This is a genomic window from Microbacterium sp. SMR1, from assembly GCF_003289625.1.
Taxonomy (GTDB): Bacteria; Actinomycetota; Actinomycetes; order Actinomycetales; family Microbacteriaceae; genus Microbacterium; species Microbacterium plantarum.
Genome location: NZ_QMBN01000002.1, coordinates 967723 through 992739, shown reverse-complemented (window position 1 = coordinate 992739; position 25017 = coordinate 967723). Strand labels below are relative to the sequence as shown.

The window sequence follows — 25017 nt, the reverse complement described above, 5'->3', positions numbered from 1 at the left end:
TATACCAACGGCTCCGACAGCCCGGGGCAACCAAGACGAAAGTCGAGACGCCTCTGGACAGAAGTAGATGGCCCGTGGGACTAGGTCGTGTTGCGATCTAGTCATGGACGCAATCGACGGCAGCAACGCGTCGCATCACGCCTCAACCTGGAACAGCGAATGGATGCGGGGCCTCCTCCCCCTCCTGGTGATGCGTTCGCTCCAGGACGGCGCGTCGTACGGGTACGCGATCAGCGCGACTCTCGCCCGATCTGGATTCGGGGCGGTCAAGGGCGGGACCCTGTACCCCTTGCTGGCTCGCTGTGAATCCGCGGGCCTCGTCACCACGCAATGGCGACCAGGCGACGGCGGCCCTGGCCGCAAGTACTTCGCATTGACTCCTCATGGTCAAGCGGAACTCGTCCGGCTGTCCGAAGAGTGGCAGCGCTTCGTCACCACCGTCAACACATTCATCACCCTCGAAGGGACTCGCCGATGACCACGAACGAACGCTGGATCTCACTCTTCAGCACCGAGCTCGAGCGCCGCGACGTACCCGACGAACGCATTCGGGAGGAGGTCGAAACGGTGCGGGTGCATCTCCGAGACGGCGACGACGACGCCGCCGAGGATGCCTTCGGCGACCCGGTGGCTTATGCGGCTACGCTCGCGGCGCCCGGCTCCGAGGATCTGCCGTCGAGGACGACGATCCTCTCCCTCTTCGCGGCCATCGCGACGTTCATCGTCTTCGTGATCGCGTCGGTGCGGTGGATGGACGGCGATGCCTCGGCGTCGCCGTGGTCGATCGCCGGAGGCGTCGGCCTCCTCATCGCCCTGGTGATGCTGTCCGTCTCTCTTACCCGGCGCGCCATCGCCGCAGCGCTCCGAGACGAGCTCGATCTGCACACCGAAGCGCAATGGTCCCGGGCGTCCACGCTGCTCCTGCTCCTGCCTTGGACCTTCGTCGGCTTCGCAGGCTTGATCCTGGCGCTTGCCGCGCTTCTGTGACTACTCGATCCGCCCACCCCATCAACACGAAGGAACGACCCATGCGCATCTTCACCATCCTGCCCACCGCCAGCCTGTGGACGACGATCTGCGAAATGCTCGGACTGTGTAAGTGATGCCAGCGTTCGGCGCCGACCGACATCCGTGAGTTACGTCGGCCGGTCGACCATGATGGACCGCATGGCAGAACGCGCACTCCTGCCGACGCGGCAATCGCGCGGCGCTATTCCGTCGGTGCCGGCCCTCACAGGGATCGAACGTCGGGCGATTCTCTCCATCGTGGTCGTGGCCGTCGTCACCGGAATCCTGCTTGCCATCACCCGGGGCGGCGACGACGCGCTGCAAGCCACGTTCGAGGTCGTCGTCACAGCGCTGTTCGCGGGATTCGTCATCAGCCCACCGGCGACGATCATCGCCCTCGCCGCGTCGATGGGGTTGTCTCTGCTGGTCGGATCCTCGACCGAGATGCTTCTCGCGCTCGCGGTGGCGACGGGGTTCGCGGCGCGCACCGCCGGAACCCGCCTGCTCGCCGCGTACGTCGGGCTCCTCCTCGTCTCCGTCGCCGCAGCGGTCTTCTCGGCGGCGTCCGACCAGCTGTCGACCATCGTGATCTACCTGCTGCTCGCGACGGTCTCCGGGGGGATCGGGCTCCTGCTCCGGTTCGCTCGGAGCCGCGAGCAGCGCCTTCGCGAGGAACTCGCCCGGCAGATGATCATCGAGCAGGAGGTGCGTCAGTCGGAACGGCTTCTCATCGCTGACGAACTCCACGATGTCGTGTCGAGGGATCTCACGGTGATCGTGATGCAGTCCGAGCTCATGTCGCTCGAGGCCGGGACCGTCTCGCTGCACGAATCGCAGGTCACCATCCGCGACGCCGCACGACGGGCACTACGCGATCTGCATCGACTCGTTTCACGCGTGCAGAACGAGCGTGCCGATACGTCGACCCCGGAGTCGCTGTGCGTCGCGCTACACGAGGCCGAGCGCGATCTGATGCGAGCTGGATTCCCGTATTCGATGTCCGTGGCGGATGGCGCTGACGAACTGCCTCAGATCATCGACACGACGGTGGCTCGCATGCTGCGCGAGAGCGTGACGAACATCCTGAAGCACGCGGCCCCGGGACCGGTCTCCGTCTCTGTAGACATCGTCGACGAGGTCGTCAGGTTGCACGTTCGCAGCACCCTCGGCCGACGGCGAGCCCTCACCCCGCTCCCCTCGAGTGGCTACGGCAGTATCCGCATGCGTGAGAGGGCGGCCCTCCTCGGTGGAGGTTTCGACTCCCGGCGTGAGGGGCGCGAATGGGTGGTGACGGCAGCCCTCCCCATCGCCTGACGTGCGGCCGCGGAAAGCCTCAGCGCGGGGCGATGGGCTGGTCGGGCAGCGGCGGAGGCGGCGGATAGTCCCCGTACCCGGGCTCGGCGTGGGCCGCCTGCTGCGCCGGGGCCACCTGCTGTGCGGGGGCGGACTGCTGCCCCGGCGCGGGGGCCTGCGGCGCCGGCTGCGCCGGAGCGTAACCCTGCGGGTAGGTGGGGCGCCCCGTGTAGTACGCCTGCCAGTCGGGCGATCCGTCGGCGAGGACGGGGAGAGGCGTCCGGCCATCGGCGTAGGTCGGCCATGCCGGGGCAGCCGGTTGAGGAGCGCGAGGCATCAGTAGCGCGTTCACGAGGGGCACGAGGGCCGTGCCCACGGCGGCGAGGATCGTCAGTGCGACCACGACCCGCCAGTAGATCGGCAGGAAGTCGAACCACTCCCCTCCGACCAACGGCACGATGAGCATGACGGCCACGATGCCGAGGAAGGCGATCGTCACATAGGTGACGATCGACAGGAAGGTCGTGGGGTTGCGCAGGTAGGCCTTGGTGAAGAGTCGCAGGTGCAGCAGCGCCAGCTGCAGGATGAGCAACACCAGGAGGAACCGCATGAACCGCTCGTACCCCCAGCCGAAGCTCTCGGTCGGGGATGGAAGCCAGATCATGACGGCGCCCACGAGCAGCGCCACGACCCAGGTGCCCATGCTCGTCAGAGCGAACCACGCGGGGCGACGACCTGCGAGGTGCGACTCGAGGATGGCGATGCCTGCGAAGCCGGCGAGCAGCAGCACGGTCATGAACGCGCGGGCGACGATTCCGGTGCCCGACCCGATCAGCACCCAGACGACGCAGACGATAGCCGCCGCGATGAGCGCACCGATGGCGACCCAGATCGCGGCTCGCAGCAGCTTGTTCGATTCCGGAGATGTGATGGGCTTGCTCATCGACAGGGTTTCCTTCCGCGCTGACACCTCACATCCTGGCATGCACGAGCGTTCCGTGCGGGGCTGAGAGGATTCTGTGGTGAACCCACCCCGAGAGCCTGGCCTTGAGCTCGACGCATCCGCGACGCGCACCTTCTTCCGCACGCGTCGCGCGGCGCTGATCCTGGTCGCGATCGTCTCGGTGAGCACGACCGTTCAGGTGCTCGCGACGCCGATCACCGCGATGATGGCTGGCCCCGTCGATTGGCCCTTCGACATATCGATATCGCTGCTGTGCGTCATCCTCGCCCTGGCATGCGTGGCCCAAGCCTCGGCTGTCCTCCTGAGCGATCGGTGGCCCCGCATCGCGGTCTTCGCAACCGTGGCCGTCTACCTCCTCCTCCTCGGCGCCTTCGACATACCGAACTGGCTCATCGGCACGTATCTCGTCGTGGCACTCGCGCAGTTCCTTCTGGCCCGCCGGGTCTCGGCCGGTTCGGCCGTCGTGTGCCTGCTCGGCGTCGTGGTCGCCGGAATGGGCGGGCTCTTCACCTGGGCCGTTTTCTACTCGGGCGATGTCGGTACCGCCCTGAGCTTCATGGCGAACGAGTTCTTCCGCTTCACCGCGCCGGCCCTCGGAGCGACCGCCCTGGGGATCTGGTGGGGCGCCCAGGTTCGTCAGGTGAACCTTGCTCGCGAGCAGGCCGAGCTCGCGCGCCAAGAACACGATGCGCGGGTCAACGACGCGCGTGAACGCGAGCGCGCCCGCATCGCGCAAGAGCTGCACGATGTCGCCGGCCAGCACCTCGCCGGGCTCGTGACGCTGGCCGACGCCGCCATCTCCCTCGCACCGGCACGCCCCGACGAAGCCATCCGTCTGGTCGGCGAGGTGCGCAACGAGGGCCGATTCGCTGCCGCGAGCCTGGCGGGTGCGCTGAGCGATCTGCACGCCGCCGACGCAGCTGGTCCCGCCGAGACGACCCGCGACCTGCGTCGCGCCGGTGAGCTCGTGGAGTTCTGGTCGCAACGCGGCATGCCGGTCTCATTCGACCTCGACGGAGCCGTGTCCGATCTGCCCGCCGTCGTCTCGACCACCGCCTACCGCGTTCTCCAGGAGGCACTGACGAACGCGGCGAAACACGCCCCCGGAGCGCCGGTCACCATCTCGGTGACCGTGACCGACGAGGAGCTCCGCGCCCGGGTCGTCAACCAAGCACCCGGCACTGATTCGATGCCCGTGCCGGGCCTCGATCTCGGCTGGGGCCTGCGCGGGATGCGCGAGCGCGTCGAACTGTTGCGCGGCACACTGTTCGCAGGGCCGACGCCGACCGGCGGATGGGATGTGCGGATCGCGATCCCGATCGACCCGATCGCCTGACAAGGAGAACGGTATGAATCGTGGGGCCGAGCGCATCCGCGTTCTGATCGCCGACGACAATCGCGCCGTGCGCCGGGGGCTGCGGCTTCAGCTCGAAGGCGCTCCCGGCATCCAGGTCGTCGGCGAGGTCTCGAACGGCGTCGACGCCGTTCACGTCGCACGGGCCGAACGCGCCGACGTCGTGCTCATGGACATCCAGATGCCCCAGATGTCCGGGTTGTCCGCCACGCGCCTGCTCGCTCGTCCCGACGACGGTCGCTCCCCCATCGCCGTCATCGTCATGACGAGCTTCGCCGTCGACGGCTACGTCAGTGAGGCACTCGATTCGGGCGCCGTCGGATACCTGCTGAAAAGCCACGACTCGGACCAGCTCGTCGGCGCGATCTACGCCGCAGCGCGGGGCGAGGCACTCGTGTCGTCGCGAGTGACGGCGCCGCTGATCCGAGAGTTCGTGCGCCGCGGCGGCGCTCCCGAAGACCCCGAAGCAAGCGCTCTGCTGACCTCGGCCGAGCGCCGCGTGATCTCCGTGCTCGCCGGCGGAGTCACGAGCAACGAGGGCATCGCCGAGACGCTGCAGGTGTCGGTTCACACCGTGCGATCGCAGCTGCATTCCGCACTCAAGAAGCTCGATCTCGCCGACCGCACCCAGCTCGCACTGTGGGGCGCGCGCAACCGGGTGTGAGATTACTTCATCCATCCGGGTGAAACTTCGACACGGGTTTTCACCGCACAACCGACCGCACGACCGTCCCCCTCCCGCTGACGAGCGGGAGGGGGACGGTCGTATCAGGCTCAGCGGATCGCGCGCTGACGGTGGACCCGCAAGCCTCCCGCCAGCAGGAGCAGACCGACCATCATGCTGCCCAGTCCGAGCATGAGGGCCAGGTGCGGTTCGCTGCCACCGGTGGCGGGCAGGGCGCTGTGACCCGGGACCACCGGCTTGCCGCCGCGGACGTCGTTCACGAGGGCCGCGTCGACGGTGTCGCCCGGTGGGATCTCTACCGTGACCGGGTCGGCGGTGGCTACCTGGACCAGCGCGGTCGTTCCCGCCTTCGTCTCCGTGACGACGCAGTCCGAACCGGCGGGCAGGTCGGTGTACACCTGCTCGTAGTCGCCCGCTGCACTCCTCGCGGGGATCGTGAACGTCTCATCGAGCACGGCCCCGTCATCGCAACGGACGGTGAGCTCGATGTCGCCCTGCAAGCCGGCGCCACCACCCGTGATCGTCTTCACGACCCGCAACGAACCGGGCAGATACACGACGTCGTTGGCCAGGGCGGCATCGACCGTCGCGCCCGGCTCGATCGCCACCGTGACCGGGGCGCCGGTCGTGACGTCGACCTGCGCCGTTGCGCCCGATTCCAGCTCCGTGACGGTGCACTCGGTACCCGCGGGGATGTCGGTGAAGAGCTGCTCGTACTCCCCCGCGGCAGCACCCGCGGGGATCTCGAACGTCTCGTCGAGGACGTCTCCGCACACGATGCGCAGCGAGATGGCACCCTGTTGCCCCGCCGCGTCGCCGTCGATGTTCTTGACGACTCGCAGCTCTCCCGGCAGATAGGTCACCGTGTTGGTGATGGTGACGGCCGCACCCTCCGACGTGATCTCAGCGTCCTGGCCGGCATCCGTCGAGACGTCGACGGCCGTGTTCGCGCCCGTGACCGGTTCGGTCACGGTGCAGGTCGTGCCCACTGGGATGCCCGAGTACGTGAAGGTCTGCGTCGACGCGGTACCGGCGGGGATGTCGGCGGTATAGGCGTAGCCCTCGCCGCAGTCGATCGCCAGCTGGATGTCGCCCTGCAACCCGAGCGCCTCACCGGCGAACGCCTTGCTGACCGTCAGCGAGCCCACGGCGAGGAACTCCGCCACCGCAGAGTCGACCGCGTCGAGTTCGGCGGTGTCTGCGAGGATGAGCCGCTGCGCGTCGGCGAGGTCCGGGGTGTTGCCGTCGTACAGGTAGACCTGTCCGCGCTGGACGGTCACCGTCGCGCGCGCGTTGATCACCGCTTCTCCCGGTGATCCGTCGGGGACTCTCACCCAGATGTCGGTGCCCGATGGGACGGTCGCGGGGTTTGCCAGGGGCTCCATGCCCGCCTCATCCGTGAACATGGCGTACCCGCCGGGAACGGAGACGGTGACGTCGGTCGCTCCCTCGGCGGTGACCGTGTAAGGCCCGGCACTCGATGTCGCTCCGACCGTGTCGGACTCCGGCGTGATGCTCACTTCAGGCGCGGGCGGCTCCACGACGGGACCGGCGGCCTGAGCTGCCGCGACGATCGCCGCCGTGGCCTCGCGCACCGTGGAACTCGCCGTGGTGCTGAGCACATAGCCATCGGTGAAGTACCAGATCGCCGACTGCACGGCGGCAGCCTGCTGGTTCGCCGACAGACCCGCCGGTTCCGGAACGGTGGGATAGAAGTTGTTGAGGATGTAGGTGACGTACCCGATGTTGGGCACGTTCGACTCCTCCCAACTGCCGGACTCGTATCCGATCCCCACGTAGGTCGAGACGCGCAGATTGATGCAGTACATCTCAGCTGTCAGCGACGGGTCCGAGACGCTCGACGCGACGATCGTGCCGGCGAACGTCGAGACCGACGCGTATCCCTCGGGGTTGCTCGTCGGATACGGCGCCTGCGGGTCTTGGGTGACGGGCGAGGGAGGTTCGAGACCGGGAAGCGTCGCCCCCGGGCCGAGGCTCGTGATCTGGATCTCGGTGTTGGGGCCGATCTGACCATCACCGATGGGCGTCGCATCATCGATGCGCGCATGCGCGGCGGGACCGAGCGGGAACATCACGAGCGCCGCGACGACGAGAGCTCCCAGTGCAGCGATGACGCCACGGCTGCTCGCGCCGAGCCGATCGCCGCGAGACGCGACGACTGAACGCGCCGTCATGGCGCGACCTGCTTTTCCGTCGACGAGTGATGCGAGGCTTCCTGTCTCATGCCGGTCATGGCGTCTCCCTCTCTCCGGGGCGGGGTGCAGACGCTCCCTTTCACGGGGATGCGTATGGTCACCCTCGACCACGACCGAGCGAGGTCGGCAGTGCCATTCGTCCCTTCGACCTTCGACGTCGAAAGGACCATCTCGCTCATAAAGGGCCGCTGCGCGTGCTTTCGTCGTGAATGACGCGATACACGGCAGCCTGCGTGCGACTTTCCAGATGCAACTTGGCGAGCAGTCCCGAGACGTAATTCTTGATGGTCTTCTCCGCCAGGCCGAGCCGGAGGCCGATCTGCCGGTTCGTCATTCCGGCGGCGATGAAACGAAGGACCTGCCGCTCACGCAGGGTGAGATCAGGCGCGGCCGGTTCGTCGGCCGGCGGGCCCGAGGTCGCGACCGCCTGCAGTCCATGGGAACCATCCCCGCGCGCGATCCGCCGCACCAGCTGCAGGACGTCCTTCCCGCGGGCGTCATCGAGAAGGTAGCCATCGGCCCCAGCCGCCCACGCGATGCGCTTCGCTTCCCCGGCGTCGGTGCGTCCGTGCACGACCACGGGAACGTTCGCCTGCACACGCCGGATCGTGTCGACTGTGTCGACGATGCGCGCGGTCGGTTCCGTCGCATCGAGGATGGCGACATCCAGTTCGGTCCGGTCGATCATTCGTCCCGTGTCGTCGAGTCGCGCCGCATCGCCCACCACGACGACGTCATCCGAATCCTCGATGACCGCTCTCAAGCCCCGTCGGACGACGTCCCGTCGATTGATGAGGAGGACCCGTACTTCGTCTTCGACGTCGAGGGCCCCATCAATCGGCTCGGACGGCGTCTCCGCTTCGTCATTCATAGCCTCCGTGCCTCTCCCGGGTGGCCTCAGTCAAACACCTGCGCCAGGGCGCGCCTAGGGGGCGCCCGGCTTTTCGAACAGTTTCAGGTCTTTAGTCCTTCGCACCTCCGTGCCGCGGGTATTCTCAACAATCGCGATTACTTCATCCATTCGGATGAATTTTTAGGACCTATTTGCGCGCCGCCTCGGTGTCCGTGAACGGCTGCGACGCGGCACCACCGGCAGCTCAGGGCGCCTTTGTGCCGGCAGCCGCGCAGGCGGCGCCGCTCGAGCGGACGGATGATGACCCTGAGCCCGCCGTTCCGGGCCATGGGGGAAGCAGATGGAACTGATTTTCGGGCGCTTCGCGACACGGGATCGGGTGTTCTACGACGTGCCCGGCACGGATGACGCGAGCGCCGAGGCCGACGGGAATACCGCTGTGTACGCGCCGACGACCCTCACGTCGCAGGGCTGGCGGCACAGCCGACGGGGCCCGTGGTCGGTGTGGCTGCCGCCCGCGCATCGTCTGCCCGAACAGGGATGGAAGGTGCATATCACCGCGCTTCCCGATGCGGCAGGCACCGTGCTGGACATCGCCTCGAGGTACTGCCACCGCCACACCATCGCCTTCAAGCACCTGCGAGACGAACGCGCCCTCGCGGCCGTGCTCGCCAAGGATGCCGACCGCGCGGGCGCGGGTAAGTTCATCACGCTCTATCCGCCTTCCGAGCGGAGCCTCGAGCACTGCCTCGTCTCGCTCGACGAGGTGCTCGGCGGCGAGCCCGGCCCGTATGTCCTTTCGGACCTGCGCTGGAACGCTGGCCCGCTCTTCGTGCGGTACGGTGCCTTCACCGACCACGAAGTCCTCGTCGACGGTGATGCCCTGCCCGCCATACAGGATCTGCGGACGGGAAAGTGGGTACCCGACCAGCGGACGGCGGGGTTCCACATCCCACCCTGGATCGAACTGCCGCCCTTTCTCCAGCGGCAACTCGACGCGCTCGGGCACGAGCCGCCGCCCGGTTTCCCGGAGATCACCGGTGCCCTGCACTACTCCAACGCCGGCGGCGTCTACACCGGGGCTCTCGACGGCGCAGAGGTCATCGTGAAGGAGGCTCGCCCGTTCGCTGGCTGGACGCCCGACGGGCGCGACGCCGTCGGGCGGCTCCGCGACGAGGAACGCACCCTCCGCGCTCTCGCCGGGAGGGTCCGCGTCCCGGCGGTCAGGGCCGCCTTCGAGGCGCACGGCCACCGCTTCGTCGCCCTGGAACGGGTTCCGGGCCAGCCCCTCGATCGGCTGGTCGCGACGACCAGCCCGCTCACCGCCGCCGCCTCAACGCCAGCGGAGCGCCGCGCGTACCGCGATCGGATGCTGCAGGTGCTCGACGCGCTGCGGAGGGAAGTCACCCGGCTGCACGCCGCGGGCGTCACCCACGGCGACCTGCATCCGGCGAACGTCATGGTCGACGCCGACGGGTCGGTGAGCCTCCTCGACCTGGAGATGTCGCTTCCCGTCGGCTCTCGCATGCCCGCCGTCCTCGGCGCAGCGGGATTCTCCCTCCCGGACGAGCCGGACCCCGTGCGGCGCGATGCACACGCTCTGGCGTGCATCGAGCTCTACGTCTTCCTTCCGATGACGAGCCCGCTGGCGCTGCAGCCGGCCAAGGCGGATGCCCTCGTCACCGAGGCCGCGGCGGTCTTCGATCTGCCCCGCGAATGGTGCGAGCGGATGACCGCCCGGCTTCGGCCCGCCGACTGTGCGGCGCGGCATCCTGCACCCGTCGTATCGATCGAGCGTGTCGCCGAGCAGCTCGTGGCCGACGCGACGCCCGAGCGGACCGACCGGCTGTGGCCGGGCGATCCCCGCCAGTTCGGGCAGCCTGCGTTCTCCCTCGGTCACGGCGCACTGGGGGTCGCCGTTGCGCTGGATGCCGCGGGGGTCGCCCTTCCGTCGGAGTTGCGATCGTGGGTGTCGCGCTCGATCGCGCAGCTGCGTCCCGGGCAGGCACGCCTCGGGCTGATGGACGGCGCGGCCGGTGCGCTCTGGGCCTGCCGGCGCCTCGGCTTCGCCGACGAGGCGACGGCACTCGACGAGTACCTGCACGACGACGCCGTCGGGTCACTCGGCTCCGACCTCGCGACGGGTCTTCCGGGGATCGGCATCGCTCTGCTCGACGAGCCCGATTCCGAGCGCAACATCGAGCGGGCGACCGCGATCATCGAAATCCTCCGCGAACGCTGGGGGCTGCTCGGTCACGCCGCGCCGTCGGGAGCACCGTCGCCCGTGCCGTCACGACGGCACGGCGGCCTGATGGGCGGCGCGAGCGGGACAGCTCTTCTGGCTCTCCGGGTGTTCGAGCTCACCGGAGAGCGCCGCTTCCTCGAGATCGCCCGCCGGGCGCTCGACGTCGACCTCCGCACGTTGCGCCGCGACGCGGACGGCTCGGTGCAGGTCGACCAGGGATGGCGCATGCTTCCCTACCTCGCGCACGGGTCGGCCGGCGTCGGCCTCGTGCTCGCACGGTACCTGGCGCATGAGCCTGCCGATGACGAGCTGCGTGTCACGCTGCACGGCATCATCCGCGCGGCGTCGGCGCCCTTCGTCGTCCAGGCGGGACTCTTCGCCGGCCGAGCCGGATTGGCCCTCTTCCTTCATTCTCTGGAGGCGACCGGACACGCGAGCGCAGACACGGTCCGCGCGCGCGACCATCACCTCGGGCGAATGACGCTGCACGCCCTCGACGCGCCGGTCGGCGCGCGTTTCGTGGGCGACGGGATGCTGCGCGCGTCGTGCGATCTTGCGACCGGCGCCGCGGGCGTGCTGCTCGCGCTCGCCTCCGCGTCGCCTCCGGCTTCGAACAGTGACCAGCCGGTTCTGCCCTTCCTCCCCCCGGTGCTCGTGCCCGCCGGTTCTCCGGCGGCGAGAGGATGAGGGAGGTGAACAAATGGGTTTCATCCTGGCATTGCAGACGCTCGAGAAGAGCGAAGACGAACATCGCACTGTCGTAGGCAGCACAGTAAGCATCGGTCTGTGCCGGAGCACCGTGTCGACGGCCTGCTGATTCCGCCGATCGCGCGCCCCGCAGCGAAAAACGAAAGGGCCCCCGCTCAGCGGGGGCCCTTCTCGATGTGGCGAGTGAGGGATTCGAACCCCCGAATGCAATGCAGTCTGATTTACAGTCAGATCCCTTTGGCCGCTTGGGTAACTCGCCAGTGCGCACCCGCCCGGCTTGTGCAGTCGACCGGAGGCGCGAGAACCCATATTACCCCCTGTGACCGCGTGCTCCGAACCACGGCGAGGGCCGTCAGTCGTCGCCGCCGATGACCCGTTCGACGAAGGCCTCGGTGCGGTGGCGCGTGCCGTCAATCCGGCGATCGACGCTCGCGCGGATCTCGCTGGGCGCGAGCGGCCCCGCGATCCGCACGTTGTCGTGACATCCGAGGTCGGCGCAGATGTACGTGCCGATGGTGTCGCCGGCATCGCCGGCCGGTCCGGCCTTGCGCGCGCTGAAGAGGGTGACCTGGTCGCCGGGCTGCATGGTGTGGCAGAGGTTGCAGAGCGCGGAGCGCGCACGCGAGCTTCCGGATGCTGCACGCAGCACGACTCCGACCGGGGCGCCCTCGCGCTGCGTGATGACGTATCCCCGCTCGCGCGAGTTCGGATCCCGCCAAGCGAGGAAGTCGAGGTGGTCCCAGTCGAGCAGCATGAAGTCGATCGGCATCGCCATGATCCGGCGGTCGTCGGCCGTCGCGTTGACGAACGAAGCGCGGACTTGGTCTTCGGTCAGAGCTTGCACGCGTTCCAGCCTACGAAGCGCACGGCATCCGCGGGCCGCGTGCACGGACGCCCTCCCGCGGTCACTGCGACGCGACCCACGCCTGCCAGTCGGCCTCGGTGAATTCGGTGCTGTCGACGAAGAATCCGCCGCCGAGGACCGAATCCACTGCCATCGTCCAGGCCGACCCGTCATAGGCATCGGCGTAGGCGTAGAACGAGCCCGCGGCGTCGTACGCGAGGTTCGCGTCCTTGCTGCGCAGCGCCTCGTCGGTGAAGGCACCCATCCCCTGCGCGGCGACGGCGGCCTTCACCTCAGGCCGGAGGTACCCGGGATCGGCGAGCCCCGATTTCCATTCGACGAAGCGGGCGAATCCCTCGTGGACCGCCACGGGCGGTGCGATGAACGACCCGGGCGCCGCTGCGTAGTGAAGGCCGTGTGCGAACTCGTGGACGAACACCTGCTCGCGACCCGACGCGCTGCCCGGGCCCATCACGATGAGCGTTCCGGAGGTGTCGGATCCCGTCGCGATCACGGGGTCGAGGAAGCGCTGCGCGATCTGCGGTCGGAGAGTCGGACGCGCGTAACCGGCGACATCCATGTCCCACGGCGTGCCCTTGCCGTACTGCCAGCGCTGGAAGCGGTCATCGTCGTCGGTGATCGCGGACACGAAGCCGTCCTGCGTCGGCTCGCCGCCGAGGGCGCGGATCGTGTCCAGCGCAATGACGGCCGACCGCTCGGCAGCATCCGCGTTCTGATCGACTAGCTCAGCCTCGTCGCTCATACCGAAAAGGACGACGTGGTCGCGCTTGGTGACGTAGATCTCGCCTTCGTCCCACGGGTTCGGCTCGCGCGCGGGGACGATGGACGTGATCGTAGCGGGCTCGGGCGGTTCCGTCTCCTCGTACCGGTCGAACGACCGGCTGGGGACGGTACCGGGCTCGAAGGTCACGGTGTAGGCGAAGCCCTGAATGAGGTCGAGGCCGGCGTCGCTGTCACCGTCGCCTCGCTGCGGCTGCGCCGCGAACGCATACTGAGCGCCGAGGATGACCTCAATGGTGCCGGTCTCGTCGACGTCGAGGTCCGACGGCGCGATCGCCGCGACATCCCACCCGATCTTGCTCGAGTTGTCCCACCACAGCGCGAGCTGCGTCGCCGCGTCACCCGTAGCGTGAGCGAGGAACCGCTCGCGATCCTTGTCGCGCATCGCGGCGTTCATCTCGGCGAACGTGGCGCTGGTGGGAGTCGCCAGGTCGTTGTCGGCCCACGGAGCCCACGCGACCGGAACATCGGCCGTCGGCCCGGCCTCGGGCGTCCGCGGCCACAGCACGACGCCCGCGGCGACGGTCATCAGCAGCGCACCGATGCCGAGGGAGGCGATGACGATCTGCATCGTGCGCGCCGCGCGGTTGCGAGGCTTCGGCTGCGGTGATGCCACGGGCTGCGCTTCAGTCGTGTCGGTCATCGGGTCTCCGCCTTCGAGATGAGGATGATGCGGCGCTCGGAGTCGGTCGTCAGCTCGCCGCCGACGCCGGTCGAGGCGAGAACGAAGACGTAGTCGGTCCCGCCCGAAGAGATCAGGTACTGCTCGAGGGGTGCCGGAGTGTTGGGATCGTTGTGCCACCCCATCAAATCGGTCAGCGGCGCAGCCTGGCCGACGACGGGGAACCCGGCGGCGAGGGCGTCGATGTCGATGCCGTCGTCGAAGGAGGTCGAGGTTCCGCCGCTCAGGCAGACCGCGGCCAGCACGCCCTCGGTGCGCGCGATCTCGGACATCTGCGACAGCACGACGTCGGAGGTGTAACAGGCCTGATCGATACGGGCGGGCTCGAAGCTCGTCGTCGCGACGACCGCTCCGTCGTACGACGACGCCGAAGCGGCGCCCGTCACCCGCCAGGGACCGATGGCCGTCGGAGTCTCCCCCTGGCGAGCGCCGGAGGGCACATCGTCACCGTAGTAGTAGGGCCGGGTCAGCCAGATCTCGCGGGTCGAGGTCGCCGTCTGCGGCGTGCCGTCGACGGTGAAGGTGTAGGTCACATCGACCAGTGCTTTGGCGGTGTCCGCGCCGCTGGGCGACTCGTAGCCGGCGGCGCCGTTGGTTCCATAGAAAATGCCGCGCCGGTCGTACTCGATAGAGAGGTCGAGCACCTCCGCGGCACGCGCATCGCCGAACAGAGGCGTCGCCGACCCCGAGATCGCGATGTACCCGGGCGAGGCGTACTCCGTCCAGCCGGGCTCGTCGGCTGTGGCGGCGGCGAGGAAGCCGTCGACGACATCCGGCGCCTCCGACGTCGCTGCTGCGTTGGCCGAGACGACGGTCCAACCGACGAATCCGGCTGCGCCGCCGACGATGAGGAGTGTGGCCGCCAGCACGATCCAGGTCGCGCGCGTCATCACCTTCTGCCCGGGGTTCTTGGGCGCGGGACCGGGCGCGGCAGCGGGGGCCGCCGCCGGCGCGGCATCCGACGCCGACTGCTCCGCCACGGGGTAGGGCGAGACGTGATCGGTCCATCGCTGGCCGTCCCAATACCTGAGCTGCTGCTGTCCCGATGGATCGGGATGCCAGCCGGCCGGCACGGTCGGAACAGAGTCCGGCACGTCGTTCACGCGTCCCCCTCGCCCCGGCCGCGAGCACCGCCGGTTCGAGACGATGCTATTGGCATGCGCGAAGAGGCTCGTACACCTGCTTTTCCGCGCCGGATCTGCTAGTCGTGACAGACGCCCTCGGCGTCAGATGAACCAGCCGTTCAGGAATCCGGTCCCCAGCAGCACCTGCCCCCAGCCGAGGACCAGCCCGACCACGGGCCACCCGTATCCTCCTCGGTCGCCGCGCGCCGCGATCAGCCCGATGATGCCGAGCACGCCGCCGAGAGCTCCCGCCGCGATCGAGATCGGCAGGGCGACGAACAGCATCCATCCCCAGAGCGGATCCACCGTGTACCCGAGGACGACCACGACAGCGACCGGGAGGATGCCGATGCCCGCGAAGATCGTCGCGGCGATTCCCCACCCGCGGCCGCGGCGGCTCCAGGGCCGGTTAGCGGGCTCACTCGTCATGGCGCGAGCCTAGCCTCCCCCGGCGCGCGGCCACGGGCGCGGCTAGAGTAGCGGCATGGCAGATTCCTCGTTCGACATCGTCAGCAAGATCGATCGCCAGGAGGCCGACAACGCGCTGAACCAGGCCCGCAAGGAGGTCGAGCAGCGCTACGACTTCAAGGGCACCGATGCCTCCATCGAGTGGTCGGGCGAGTCGATCCTCATCAAGGCGAACTCCGAAGAGCGCGCCAAGGCCGTGCTCGACGTCTTCCAGACGAAGCTCATCAAGCGGGGCATCTCGCTCAAGAGCCTCGACTCGGGCGAGCCCACCGCTTCCGGTCGCGAGTACCGCATCGTCTCGACGCTGAAGGAGGGCATCTCGTCGGAGGATGCCAAGAAGATCAGCAAGATGATCCGCGACGAGGGCCCGAAGTCGGTCAAGTCGCAGATCCAGGGCGATGAACTGCGCGTGCAGTCGAAGTCGCGCGACGACCTGCAGGAAGTGCAGCGGATGCTGAAGGCCGCCGACCTCGACGTCGACCTCCAGTTCGTCAACTACCGCTGACGCTCCCCCGCATCATCGCGGGCTGAGCAATCACCGGTCGAGGCCGCTGACGAACGACACGAGTCGGTCAGCGGCCTCGGCGCGTGCGGGCGCAGCCGAGAGGAAGACGTCGTGCAGGGCACCGTCGATGCGGGCGATCGTGACGGTGGCGGCGATGCGGGTGGCCGCGCGTGCGATGTCGTCGACGACGAGGACCGAGTCGGTCGAGGTCATCGTGTCGTTCCAGCGCAGCGGCGACGTCGACCGCGCCGAGAGCAGAACGAGGGCCGGTGCGCCGACATCCACGCCGGCGGCGACGCGCGCATGCCCGGCGATGACGGCGGCGAGCCATGCGGGATGCGTCGGGAAGCCCCGTTCGGGGCGCCAGCCGTCGGGCGCGTCGGGCAGGCTGCCCACCTCGCGCTGGGCCCGCGTGTAGAACCCGAGATCGACGGCGGGGTGGGCACCACGCGGGTCGAAGCGCGCCCGCACCTCGACGAGCGGCGCGACCGCCTGCCGCCCGAGGGGGCCGAGCTGCAGCTCCAGCCACGGGCTGTTCAGCACCACGGCGGCGGCTCGCCCCGGGTGGCGCGCCGCCCAGAGGGTGAGCGTCAGTCCGCCGGTGCTGTGCCCGAGGAGCACGAGCCGCCGGCCCTGACGCTCGGTGTCCATCGCGGCGAGCGCCGCCTCGATGTCGTCGTCGTAGACATCGAGCGACGTGACGTACCCGCGCGCCTGTCCGGGACGGATGCTGCGCCCGTACTTCCGCAGGTCGAGCGCGTGGAACCGCGCGCCACGGTCGGTGAACAGGCGGGCGAGGTCGGTCTGGAAGAAGTAGTCCGACCAGCCGTGGACGTACAGCACGTCGATGTCGCGCCACGCGCCGAAGAGGCGGAGCCCCGGATGCGGCATCGCCCGCACGAGTGTCGCGACAACGTCGCCCTCGTCATCCGACCCCAGCGGAAGCGTCGCCTGCTCGAAGCCGGGACCCAGCAGGTCGGGACCCCACGTCACCTCATCCGCCCGCATGCCCCCACCCTAGGTCGTGGACATCCGCGGGCGCAGGGCGTCAGGCGGCGGAACTCTGCTGCGAGCCCGAGCCCGCACCGGAGCCGGTGCGACGGGCTTCGCGCTCCTGGGCACGCTGGAGCGCGCGCTTGCGCTGCTCGCGGGCATCGTCCTCGAGCTTCGCTGCCCTCTCCTCGTCGCGCGTGAGGTTCTCTCCCGTCTCGGGGTCGAACACGTGCAGCGAGTCGGGCGAGAACCACAGTGTCGCCGGATCCCCCGCGCGGATGTTGCTGAGCGAGTCGAGCGCCACGACGAGCTCCGTGCGGAGCCCCTCTCCGTCGAGATCGCGGTCGAGCTCGGCGAGCTTCTCGCGGACCGATTCCTCGACCTCGAACGGGATGTAGGCGTACAGCACCTCGCCGAGCCACTCGGTCATCTCGACATCGACCTCGGCGCGCACACCACCCTCGAGCGGACGGTCGGAGGTCTCGGCATCCTCGAATGCGTCGGGGCGCACGCCGACGATGACGAGCTCGCGCTCTCCGATCGCGCGGCGCAGCCGGTCATCGAGCGGAACGTCGAACATCGGCAGCTTGAGGGTGTCGCCCTCGACCGTGCCGTGCAGGAAGTTCATCGGCGGTGACCCGATGAAGCCGGCGACGAAGAGGTTCACCGGCTGCTCGTACAGCCCGCGAGGGCTGGCCACCTGCTGCAGCTCGCCGCGGCGGAGCACCGCCACCCGGTCGCCGAGCGTCATGGCCTCGGTCTGATCGTGGGTGACGTAGACGGTCGTCGTTCCCAGCGAACGCTGCAGCCGGGCGATCTCGGTGCGCATCTGCCCGCGCAGCTTGGCGTCGAGGTTCGACAGCGGCTCGTCGAACAGGAACGCCCGAGCGTTGCGGACGATCGCGCGGCCCATCGCCACGCGCTGACGCTGGCCACCCGAGAGGTTCGCCGGCTTGCGCTCGAGGTGCTCGTCGAGCTCGAGAAGGCTCGAGGCCCGGCGCACGCGCTCGTCGATCTCGTCGTCGGGCACGTTGCTCGACTTCAATCGCATCGGGAAGGCGATGTTCTCGTACACCGTGAGGTGCGGGTAGAGCGCGTAGTTCTGGAACACCATCGCCAGGTCACGATCCTTCGGCGCCTTGTCGTTGACGAGGTCGCCGTCGATGAGCATCTCGCCGCTTGTGATGTCTTCGAGGCCCACGATCATCCGCAGGAGCGTCGACTTGCCGCACCCGGAGGGTCCGACGAGGATCACGAACTCGCCGTCGGCGATGTCGAGGTCGACGCCCTTGACCGCCGTGAAGCCGTCGTCGTACGTCTTCACGATGTTCTTCAGCGTGATGGAGGCCATGACGTTCCCTTCGAGGTAGACGCGGCGGCGGCGGGGATGCTGGAGGTCATCCCTTGACCGCGCCCTGCGTGAGGCCGGAGACGATCCGGCGCTGGAAGATGACGACGACCACCACGATCGGGATCGTCACGATGATGGCGGCCGCCGAGATCGCGCCCGTGGGCTGCTCGAACTGCGACGCTCCGGTGAAGAACGACAGAGCGGCGGGCACGGGGCGCGCCGCACTCGTCGAAGTGAGCGAGATGCCGTAGACGAAGTCGTTCCACGCGATGAAGAACGCGATGATCGCCGTCGTGAACACTCCGGGCGCCGCGAGCGGGACGACCGTCTTGCGGAAGGCCTCGAACGGCGTCGCGCCGTCGACCTGCGCCGCCTGCTCGAGCTCCCAGGGGATCTGGCGGAAGAAGGCCGCGAGCGTCCAGATAGCGATCGGCAGCGTCAGCGAGAGGTACGGGATGATGAGCCCCAACCAGGTGTCGTAGAGGCCGATGACCCGCCACAGGTTGAACAGCGGCGTCACGATCGAGACGATCGGGAAGACCGACACCGCGAGCGCGGTGACGAGGATGATGCGCTTGCCGCGGAACTCGAGTCGCGCGATCGCGTAGGCGCACAGCGTGGCGAGAACGACCGCGACGAAGGTGGCGATGAGCGAGATGCCGACGGAGTTGCGCAGCGCCGGAAGGAACAGATCCTGCGCGCCGCCGCCGGGGGCGAGGATCTCGGTGTAGTTCTCGAGCGTCCATTCCTGCGGGAGCAGGGTTCCCGAGAACAGACCCGACGGCGTCTTGAACGACGTCATAAGGATCGAGAAGACGGGGAAGAGCGACCACACGAGCACCGCGATGATGATCGCGGCCCATCCGATCCGCTGCGGCCAGGTGAGCGTGCGCATCAGGAGTTCCGTCCCGTCGCCAGGTCGACTTTGAAGCCCTTGATGAAGATCGCGGCGATGATCAGGACGCTGAGGAACAGCAGCACCGAGATCGCCGAGCCGAGCCCGATCTCGAGGCGCCCGATCGACGTGTTGTACGCGAGCAGCGACAGCGCCTCGGTGTCATTGGCGCCACCGGTCATGATGTAGATGTTGTCGAAGATGCGGAACGCCTCGAGCGTGCGGAAGAGCACGGCGACCATGATCGCGGCCTTCATGTTCGGCAGGATGACGCGACGCATGACCTCCCACCCGGTGGCCCCGTCGACCTTCGCGGCCTCCTCCAGATCGCCGGGCACCTGCGCGAGGCCCGACAGCAGCAGCAGCGAGATGAACGGCGTCGTCTTCCACACCTCGGAGAAGATGATCACCACGAGGGAGGTGCCCTGCTCGGCGAACCAGTTGAGCTCGGGGTCGAACCCCGGGATCCAGCTGAGCCAGTTGTTGACGTACCCGCCCGAGTTGATGTCGAACGCATAGAACCAGGCGAAGGCCGCGACGACGGTGATGATGCCGTACGGCACGAGGATCGCGGTCCGCGCGAGCCCGCGGAGCTTCTTGATCGCCCGGTGCATCACCAGCGCGAGGAGGAAGCCGAGGATGAGCTCGAACAGCACGGTCACGACCGTGATGAAGAGGGTGACCCCCATCGACCGCCAGAACGCGGGGTCGCTGAGCACCACCCTGTAGTTCTCGAAGAGGACGAACGACCGCTCATCGGGGGCGGTGAGTCGCAGGCTGAACAGCGAATCGAACAGGGCCTGCCCGATCGGGTACATCGTGACCAGCAGCATGATGACGAATGCCGGTCCGGCCAGCATCCAGCCCAGTCGTCCCTCCGCACGCGCCCGGGCCGAGCGGTGCGGCCGCGGCGACGCGCTCTCCCGCGTGCTCACAGCAGACGCTCCCCTCGCAGGACGGCGAGGATGAACTCGCTCGACGTTCTCGGGGTGGTGTCGGGGTTCACGGCTGCCGGCGGGTGCCATGTGCGCTGGAGCCCGATGGAGATCTCGTTGTAGTACGGCGTCTGCGGACGCGGCACACCGAGGTCGAGCGACTCGCGGATGGTGTCGGCCATCGGGAACTCCTCCTGCACGCGAGGGTCGTCGTAGGCGGCGGCGTTGGACGGCGGGTTGCCGTCGGTGACGAAGTACTGCGACTGGTTCTCGGGCTGGACGATGCACTCGACGGCCTGCCAGGCGAGGTCGGGGTTCTTGCTGAAGGCGCCGACGCCGAGGTTGATGCCGCCCACGGGAGGTGCGGCGGGCTTGTCGGCATCGACACGCGGATAGACCGCCCAGCCGAGGTCATCGGCGATGGCGGGGTCGGCGCCGGTCATCGCCGGCCACACGAACGGCCAGTTCACCATGAAGGACCCCTGCTCGCCCTGGAACAGGTTCATGTTGGCGTTCTCGTCGGCGGTCGGGAGACCCGGCCCGCCGAGCCCGTCGGCCCCGATGCGGTGGATGATCTCCGCCGCGGCTCGTCCCGCGTCGCTGTCGAGCCCGAGCTCGAGCTCGTCAGCGGGCGCCTCGGGGTTCTTCAGGATTTCGCCGCCGGCCGACGCGACGAGGGCGTTGATCCAGACGGTCAGCGACTCGGCCAGCGCGCCCTGAACGCCGAGCCGCAGATCCTGCTCCTCGGCGACGGCGATGATGTCGTCCCAGGTGACCGGCTGCGACATGTCGAGGCCCGCCGCCTCGACGACCGACTGCCGATACCAGAGCAGCTGCGTGTTGGCCCAGAAGGGAACGGTCACCAGCTCGCCGCCCCAGCTCGCGGAGTCGACCGCGCCCTGGACGATGCCGTCGGTGTTCTGCAGTTCTCCCGGAACGTCGTCGAGGAAGCCGGGCTCGGCGAGCTCCGGGATGAACGGCGGGTCGAGGCTCATGATGTCGAGCGAGGTGTCGCCGGCTGCCAGACGCCGGGCGAGCTGCTCGCGCTGCGACGCCGCATCACGCGGCAGCAGCGACGTCTCGATGCGATACGCGCCGTCAGCGGCATCCGTGCAGGCGGCGGCGATCCGCGCCTGCCCGCCGTCGTCGGGGTTGATGTACCAGGTGAGCGTGGGCACACCGTCATCGGGGGCGCAGGCGCCGAGCGTCGCTGCGAGCGCGACCACCGATGCGGCTGCCAGGACCCGGGTCGTGCGCATCGGGCCTCCTCGTTCCGTATCGTCGCGACCCAGCGCGCTCACGGCACCGGGCGTTCCCCCATCATGGCGTCGGAGGAATGCAGCGACCACGGGTTGCCCAACCCGACGCGCTGTAGTACGCCGGGCGGACGAGGATGCCGGTCAGTTCTCGGCGACCGGGCTCACGATCTCAGCGGGGTCGTCGCCCGCGAACGCGTGCGATTTCGTCTCGAGGAACGCGCAGAGGGTCGACACCATCGCGAGCTCGGTCGACAGGGCGAGCGCGGCGCCGGCTCCGAGCCGCAGTTCGGTCTCGCGCGCCTCGAACGTGATGCGCCAGGTGTTTCCGCCCGGCACGTCCGGCTCGATGTACGTCACGGTCTGCGCGTTCATCATGTTGATCGCGACGAGCCCCGTGTCGCGGCCGAGACTGCCGTCCTGCGGGATGACCTTCACGGCGAGGGAGTATCCGAACTGCCGGAACTCCTCGATCCACGAGTCGAGCGTCTCCTTGCTGCGGAAGGTCATCGCCCGGCCTCTTCGCCGCGCGAGATGGCGACCATGTCGTCGCGGTCGACGACCTTCACACGTGCGCGCTCGGCAGGGGCGCCGAGAGCGATCTCGTGCTCGTCGAGACGGTGCCACCCGTCGAGGTCGGTCCAGGCGACGCCGCGCTCGGTCAGCAGATCGAGGACGCCCTGCTCGGACGGGTCGACCGGCTGCCACCACGACCCCTGATCGTTGATGACATGGCGCACGGTCTCCATCGCGTCGGACTTCGTGTGACCGATCAGGCCGACGGGTCCACGTTTGATCCACCCCGTCGCGTACACGCCCGGCACGCGCTCGTTCGAGTCCTCGTGGAGCACCTGACCCTCGTGGTTCGGGATGACGCCGTGCGTGGCGTCGAACGGCACGTCCGGCAGGGGCGACCCGAAGTACCCGACCGCGCGGTAGAGCCCCTGGAGTGCGACCTCGCGCATCTCGCCAGTTCCCTCGACCCCGCCCTGACCGTCGGGGCGGGTCCGCTCGTAGACGAGGGCGGCGACGCGACCCGCCGCATCCTTCTTGACCTCGACCGGCTTGGCGTAGAAGTGCAGGTGCAGGCGACGCGAGGCCTCTCCCCCGGCGCCGTTGACGCCCGGGCGCTGACGCCACGACTGCAGCACGCGGTCGATGACCATCACCTGCTTGTTCGACGCGATCGCCGCCTTCGAGGCCTCGTCGTAGTCGAAGTCCTCGTCGTAGACCACGAGGTCGACGTCGCGCAGATCGCCGAGCTCGCGCAGCTCGAGGGGCGTGAACTTGACCTGCGCGGGTCCACGGCGGCCGAAGATGTGGACGTCGGTCACGGCCGACGAGCGGAGTCCCTGGTAGACGTTGTCGGGGATCTCCGTGACCAGAAGGTCGTCGGCATGCTTGGCGAGCAGACGAGCCACGTCGAGCGCGACGTTTCCGTTGCCGATGACGCCCACGGATGCGGCATCCAGCGGCCATTCGCGCGGGAAGTCGGGGTGGCCGTCGTACCAGCTGACGAAGTCGGCCGCGCCGTACGAGCCGTCGGCGTCGATGCCGGGGATGTCGAGCGCCGCATCGCGCACCGCGCCCGTGGCGAAGATGACGGCGTTGTAATGGTGCTTCAGGTCATCGAGCGTGATGTCCTCGCCGAAGCGCACGTTGCCGAACAGGCGGATGTCGCCGCTGTCGATCACGTCGCGGAGGGCGTTGATGATGCCCTTGATGCGGGGGTGATCGGGCGCGACTCCGTAGCGGACGAGCCCGTAGGGGGCGGGCAGGTGATCGAACAGGTCGATCGAGACGTCGAACTTGCGCTCGGCCTTCAGCAGCAGATCCGCGGCGTAGATACCGGCGGGCCCGGCTCCGACGATGGCCAGCCTCAGCTTGGTCATGGGTGTTCCTCGTTCCTGGTGGCACCCGAGCGCGGGCGCAGCGGGGGTCTGTGTCAGCTGGCGCGGTCGACGACGACCTCGGCGAACCGGGTCAGTGCGTCGCGCACGGCGCCGGAGGGAAGCGGCGCGAGGGCCGCGACGGCGTCATCGGCCCACTTCTCGGCGAGCCGGCGCGTCTCGGCCGTGACGGCGTGATCGCGCAGCCGGGCGAGCGGCTCGTCGAGGATCGCGGGGTCGGCGCCCTCGGCGATCTCGGCCACGCCACGGTCGATCGTGGCGGCGAGCTGACGCGAGGCTTCGTCGTCGGCGCGGGTCAGCAACAGGTAGGGCATCGTCGGCACCCCGGCACGCAGGTCGGTTCCGGGAACCTTGCCCGTGGCCTCGGGGTCGGCGGAGAGGTCGATGACGTCATCGAGCAGCTGGAAGGCGACGCCGGCCTTCTCGCCGAACGCGAGCAGCGGCTCGGCCAGCTCCTCCGGTCCGCCGGAGAAGAGCACGCCCACCTGCGCCGCAGCGGCGATGAGCGAGCCGGTCTTGTCGGCGAGCACCTGGATGTAGAACTCGACAGGATCATCGCCGGGCTGAGCGCCGATGGTCTCGTGCATCTGACCGAGCACCAGGCGCTCGAAGGTGTCTGCCTGCACGCGGATGGCTCGCTCGCCGATGCGCGCCATCAGCTGGCTCGCCCGCGAGAAGAGCAGGTCGCCGGTGAGGATCGCGACGTTGTTCCCCCACACCTCGTGTGCGCTGGGGACGCCGCGTCGCTTGTCGGCACCGTCCATGACATCGTCGTGGTACAGCGATCCGAGGTGGGTCAGCTCGAGCGCCGCAGCGCCGGCGATGACGTCCTCGGTCGCACCGTCGCCGAGCTGCGCGGTGAGCAGAGCCAGCATGGGCCGCAACCGTTTGCCGCCGGCTTCGTAGAGGTATCGGGTCTTGGCGTCGACGAGCGCGTCGCTGACGGTGAGCTCATCGCCGAGGCGCGACTCGACGCGCTCGAGCCCGGCTTCGACGGTCGCGAGCAGCTTGCGGGTGCGGGGTCCGGCGAAGATGCGCTCGGTCATCCCGAGGTGCTTCGCCAGCCGCGGCGCGGATGGGCTCGATGTCACCTCTCCAGCCTACCGGCCGGGCGACCGCGCCGATCCGCGCGAGCCGGTTCAGACCGCGGGCTTGACAGCGCGGTGGAGCGCCACGATGCCGAAGGACAGATCGCGGTGCGCGACCTCGTCCCAGCCGGCCTCGCGGATCCACCCGGCGAGGGTGCGCTGGTCGGGCCAATCGCGGATCGACTCGTTGAGGTAGTCGTAGGCCTCGGCGTTGGAGCTCACCGCGCGCGCGACCAGCGGCAGCACCCGGTCGTTGTAGAAGCGGTAGAGCCCAGCGAACGCCCGGGAGGGCGGTTGCGAGAACTCACTGATGAGCAGGCGGCCGCCGGGCTTGGTGACGCGCAGCATCTCGGCGAGCGCCTTCTTCGGCTCGTTGACGTTGCGGAGTCCGAACGAGATCGTGACGACGTCGAACTCGGCATCCTCGAAGGGCAGGTTCGTGGCATCCGCCTCGACGAACGACAGATTCGGGATGCCGCCGCCCGGCGCCTGCGCTCCGTACCGGCGGACGCCCTCGGCGATCATGCCGGGCGAGAAGTCCGCGGCGACGACCTCGGCACCGCTGCGGGCGAGCGACACCGAGCTCGCACCCGTTCCCGCGGCGAGGTCGAGGATGCGCTCCCCCGGCTTCGGGTCGATCGCGCGGGTGGCCGCGATGCGCCAGAGGCGGTCCTGGCCGAGGCTCAGGACGTCGTTGGTGCGGTCGTAGGCGCCGGCCACCTGGTCGAACATGCCGCTCACACGCGACGGGTCCTTGCCGAGGTCGGCGCGGTTGGGCTCGCTGGTCACGCTCCGAGTCTAGGCGCGGCCGTGCCCGCTCAGCCCCGCCCCGCGAGGTC

24 protein-coding genes and 1 tRNA gene are annotated in these 25017 nt (G+C 68.9%); 8 read left to right on the top strand and 17 right to left on the bottom strand.

The features are described from left to right. Positions 1-103: 103 nt before the first annotated feature. The 3 genes from DO944_RS09275 to DO944_RS09265 all read left to right on the top strand — a co-directional run bounded on the left by DO944_RS09275 (position 104) and on the right by DO944_RS09265 (position 2322). Complete coding sequence (locus tag DO944_RS09275; RefSeq protein WP_112616773.1) at positions 104-478, top strand: PadR family transcriptional regulator; 375 nt, start codon at positions 104-106, stop codon at positions 476-478. Further along, positions 475-987: a hypothetical protein gene (locus DO944_RS09270; RefSeq protein ID WP_112616771.1), complete on the top strand. Its 513-nt coding sequence runs from the start codon at positions 475-477 to the stop codon at positions 985-987. Before DO944_RS09275 ends, DO944_RS09270 begins: the two co-directional genes overlap by 4 nt. A 180-nt stretch (positions 988-1167) precedes the next feature. Beyond that, positions 1168-2322, top strand: coding sequence for a sensor histidine kinase (locus DO944_RS09265; protein WP_181574188.1), 1155 nt, complete (start codon positions 1168-1170; stop codon positions 2320-2322). Positions 2323-2341: 19 nt separating this feature from the next. On the opposite strand, the gene DO944_RS09260 is transcribed toward DO944_RS09265, so the two are convergent. Further along, positions 2342-3244 (bottom strand): hypothetical protein, encoded by a 903-nt coding sequence (locus DO944_RS09260; protein WP_112616767.1) that lies wholly within the window; start codon positions 3242-3244, stop codon positions 2342-2344. 79 nt (positions 3245-3323) lie between these two features. Here DO944_RS09260 and DO944_RS09255 point away from each other — a divergent pair, with 79 nt between their 5' ends. Beyond that, positions 3324-4601 carry a histidine kinase gene (locus DO944_RS09255; RefSeq protein WP_112616765.1) on the top strand — a complete coding sequence of 426 codons (1278 nt, stop codon included), beginning with the start codon at positions 3324-3326 and terminating at the stop codon, positions 4599-4601. Positions 4602-4614: 13 nt separating this feature from the next. Then, entirely contained in the window at positions 4615-5283 is a 669-nt protein-coding gene (locus tag DO944_RS09250) for a response regulator transcription factor (RefSeq protein ID WP_112616763.1), read from the top strand. A gap of 110 nt (positions 5284-5393) precedes the next feature. Here DO944_RS09250 and DO944_RS09245 read toward each other — a convergent pair whose 3' ends face one another. After that, positions 5394-7499, bottom strand: coding sequence for a thioester domain-containing protein (locus DO944_RS09245; protein WP_112616761.1), 2106 nt, complete (start codon positions 7497-7499; stop codon positions 5394-5396). A 196-nt stretch (positions 7500-7695) separates the two neighbouring features. Further along, the gene (locus tag DO944_RS09240) at positions 7696-8391 is read right to left on the bottom strand and encodes a response regulator transcription factor (RefSeq protein ID WP_112616759.1); all 696 of its coding nucleotides are present in this window, start codon (positions 8389-8391) and stop codon (positions 7696-7698) included. A 322-nt stretch (positions 8392-8713) separates the two neighbouring features. On the opposite strand from DO944_RS09240, the gene lanKC reads away from it, so the two are divergent. Both lanKC and DO944_RS16040 read left to right on the top strand, forming a co-directional pair. Next, the gene (lanKC, locus tag DO944_RS09235) at positions 8714-11305 is read left to right on the top strand and encodes a class III lanthionine synthetase LanKC (RefSeq protein WP_112616757.1); all 2592 of its coding nucleotides are present in this window, start codon (positions 8714-8716) and stop codon (positions 11303-11305) included. A 13-nt stretch (positions 11306-11318) separates the two neighbouring features. Then, positions 11319-11435 carry a SapB/AmfS family lanthipeptide gene (locus DO944_RS16040; protein WP_220118300.1) on the top strand — a complete coding sequence of 39 codons (117 nt, stop codon included), beginning with the start codon at positions 11319-11321 and terminating at the stop codon, positions 11433-11435. A gap of 68 nt (positions 11436-11503) precedes the next feature. On the opposite strand, the gene DO944_RS09230 is transcribed toward DO944_RS16040, so the two are convergent. From DO944_RS09230 to DO944_RS09210, 5 genes are all read right to left on the bottom strand, one after another. Next, positions 11504-11585 (bottom strand) — tRNA-Tyr (locus DO944_RS09230). A 93-nt stretch (positions 11586-11678) separates the two neighbouring features. After that, a complete protein-coding gene (locus DO944_RS09225) occupies positions 11679-12170 on the bottom strand; it encodes an FBP domain-containing protein (RefSeq protein ID WP_112616755.1) in 492 nt (163 codons plus the stop codon). A gap of 61 nt (positions 12171-12231) precedes the next feature. Then, positions 12232-13614 carry a hypothetical protein gene (locus tag DO944_RS09220; RefSeq protein WP_112616753.1) on the bottom strand — a complete coding sequence of 461 codons (1383 nt, stop codon included), beginning with the start codon at positions 13612-13614 and terminating at the stop codon, positions 12232-12234. Further along, positions 13611-14756, bottom strand: coding sequence for a DUF2510 domain-containing protein (locus DO944_RS09215; RefSeq protein ID WP_258524635.1), 1146 nt, complete (start codon positions 14754-14756; stop codon positions 13611-13613). Before DO944_RS09215 ends, DO944_RS09220 begins: the two co-directional genes overlap by 4 nt. 123 nt (positions 14757-14879) lie before the next feature. Next, the gene (locus DO944_RS09210; protein WP_112616751.1) at positions 14880-15206 is read right to left on the bottom strand and encodes a hypothetical protein; all 327 of its coding nucleotides are present in this window, start codon (positions 15204-15206) and stop codon (positions 14880-14882) included. Between the two features lie 55 nt (positions 15207-15261). On the opposite strand from DO944_RS09210, the gene DO944_RS09205 reads away from it, so the two are divergent. Further along, positions 15262-15750, top strand: coding sequence for a YajQ family cyclic di-GMP-binding protein (locus DO944_RS09205; protein ID WP_071918434.1), 489 nt, complete (start codon positions 15262-15264; stop codon positions 15748-15750). A gap of 30 nt (positions 15751-15780) precedes the next feature. Here the strand turns inward: DO944_RS09205 and DO944_RS09200 are convergent, their stop codons facing one another. The 9 genes from DO944_RS09200 to ubiE all read right to left on the bottom strand — a co-directional run bounded on the left by DO944_RS09200 (position 15781) and on the right by ubiE (position 24967). Further along, complete coding sequence (locus DO944_RS09200; protein WP_112616749.1) at positions 15781-16758, bottom strand: alpha/beta hydrolase; 978 nt, start codon at positions 16756-16758, stop codon at positions 15781-15783. Between the two features lie 40 nt (positions 16759-16798). Next, the gene (locus DO944_RS09195; protein ID WP_112616747.1) at positions 16799-18094 is read right to left on the bottom strand and encodes an ABC transporter ATP-binding protein; all 1296 of its coding nucleotides are present in this window, start codon (positions 18092-18094) and stop codon (positions 16799-16801) included. 46 nt (positions 18095-18140) lie between these two features. Then, positions 18141-18989, bottom strand: coding sequence for a carbohydrate ABC transporter permease (locus DO944_RS09190; protein ID WP_094262209.1), 849 nt, complete (start codon positions 18987-18989; stop codon positions 18141-18143). Continuing rightward, on the bottom strand, positions 18989-19924 hold the full coding sequence (locus DO944_RS09185; protein WP_258524634.1) for a carbohydrate ABC transporter permease: 936 nt from the start codon (positions 19922-19924) through the stop codon (positions 18989-18991). The genes DO944_RS09190 and DO944_RS09185 overlap by 1 nt, the downstream gene beginning before the upstream one ends. Continuing rightward, a complete protein-coding gene (locus tag DO944_RS09180; protein WP_112616745.1) occupies positions 19921-21183 on the bottom strand; it encodes an extracellular solute-binding protein in 1263 nt (420 codons plus the stop codon). Before DO944_RS09180 ends, DO944_RS09185 begins: the two co-directional genes overlap by 4 nt. Before the next feature lie 141 nt (positions 21184-21324). Further along, positions 21325-21690: a hypothetical protein gene (locus DO944_RS09175; RefSeq protein ID WP_112616743.1), complete on the bottom strand. Its 366-nt coding sequence runs from the start codon at positions 21688-21690 to the stop codon at positions 21325-21327. Continuing rightward, entirely contained in the window at positions 21687-23072 is a 1386-nt protein-coding gene (locus tag DO944_RS09170; RefSeq protein ID WP_112616741.1) for an FAD-dependent oxidoreductase, read from the bottom strand. The genes DO944_RS09175 and DO944_RS09170 overlap by 4 nt, the downstream gene beginning before the upstream one ends. Positions 23073-23125: 53 nt before the next feature. Next, positions 23126-24181: a polyprenyl synthetase family protein gene (locus DO944_RS09165; RefSeq protein WP_258524633.1), complete on the bottom strand. Its 1056-nt coding sequence runs from the start codon at positions 24179-24181 to the stop codon at positions 23126-23128. Between the two features lie 48 nt (positions 24182-24229). Beyond that, entirely contained in the window at positions 24230-24967 is a 738-nt protein-coding gene (gene ubiE / locus DO944_RS09160) for a bifunctional demethylmenaquinone methyltransferase/2-methoxy-6-polyprenyl-1,4-benzoquinol methylase UbiE (RefSeq protein ID WP_112616737.1), read from the bottom strand. Positions 24968-25017: the final 50 nt, after the last annotated feature.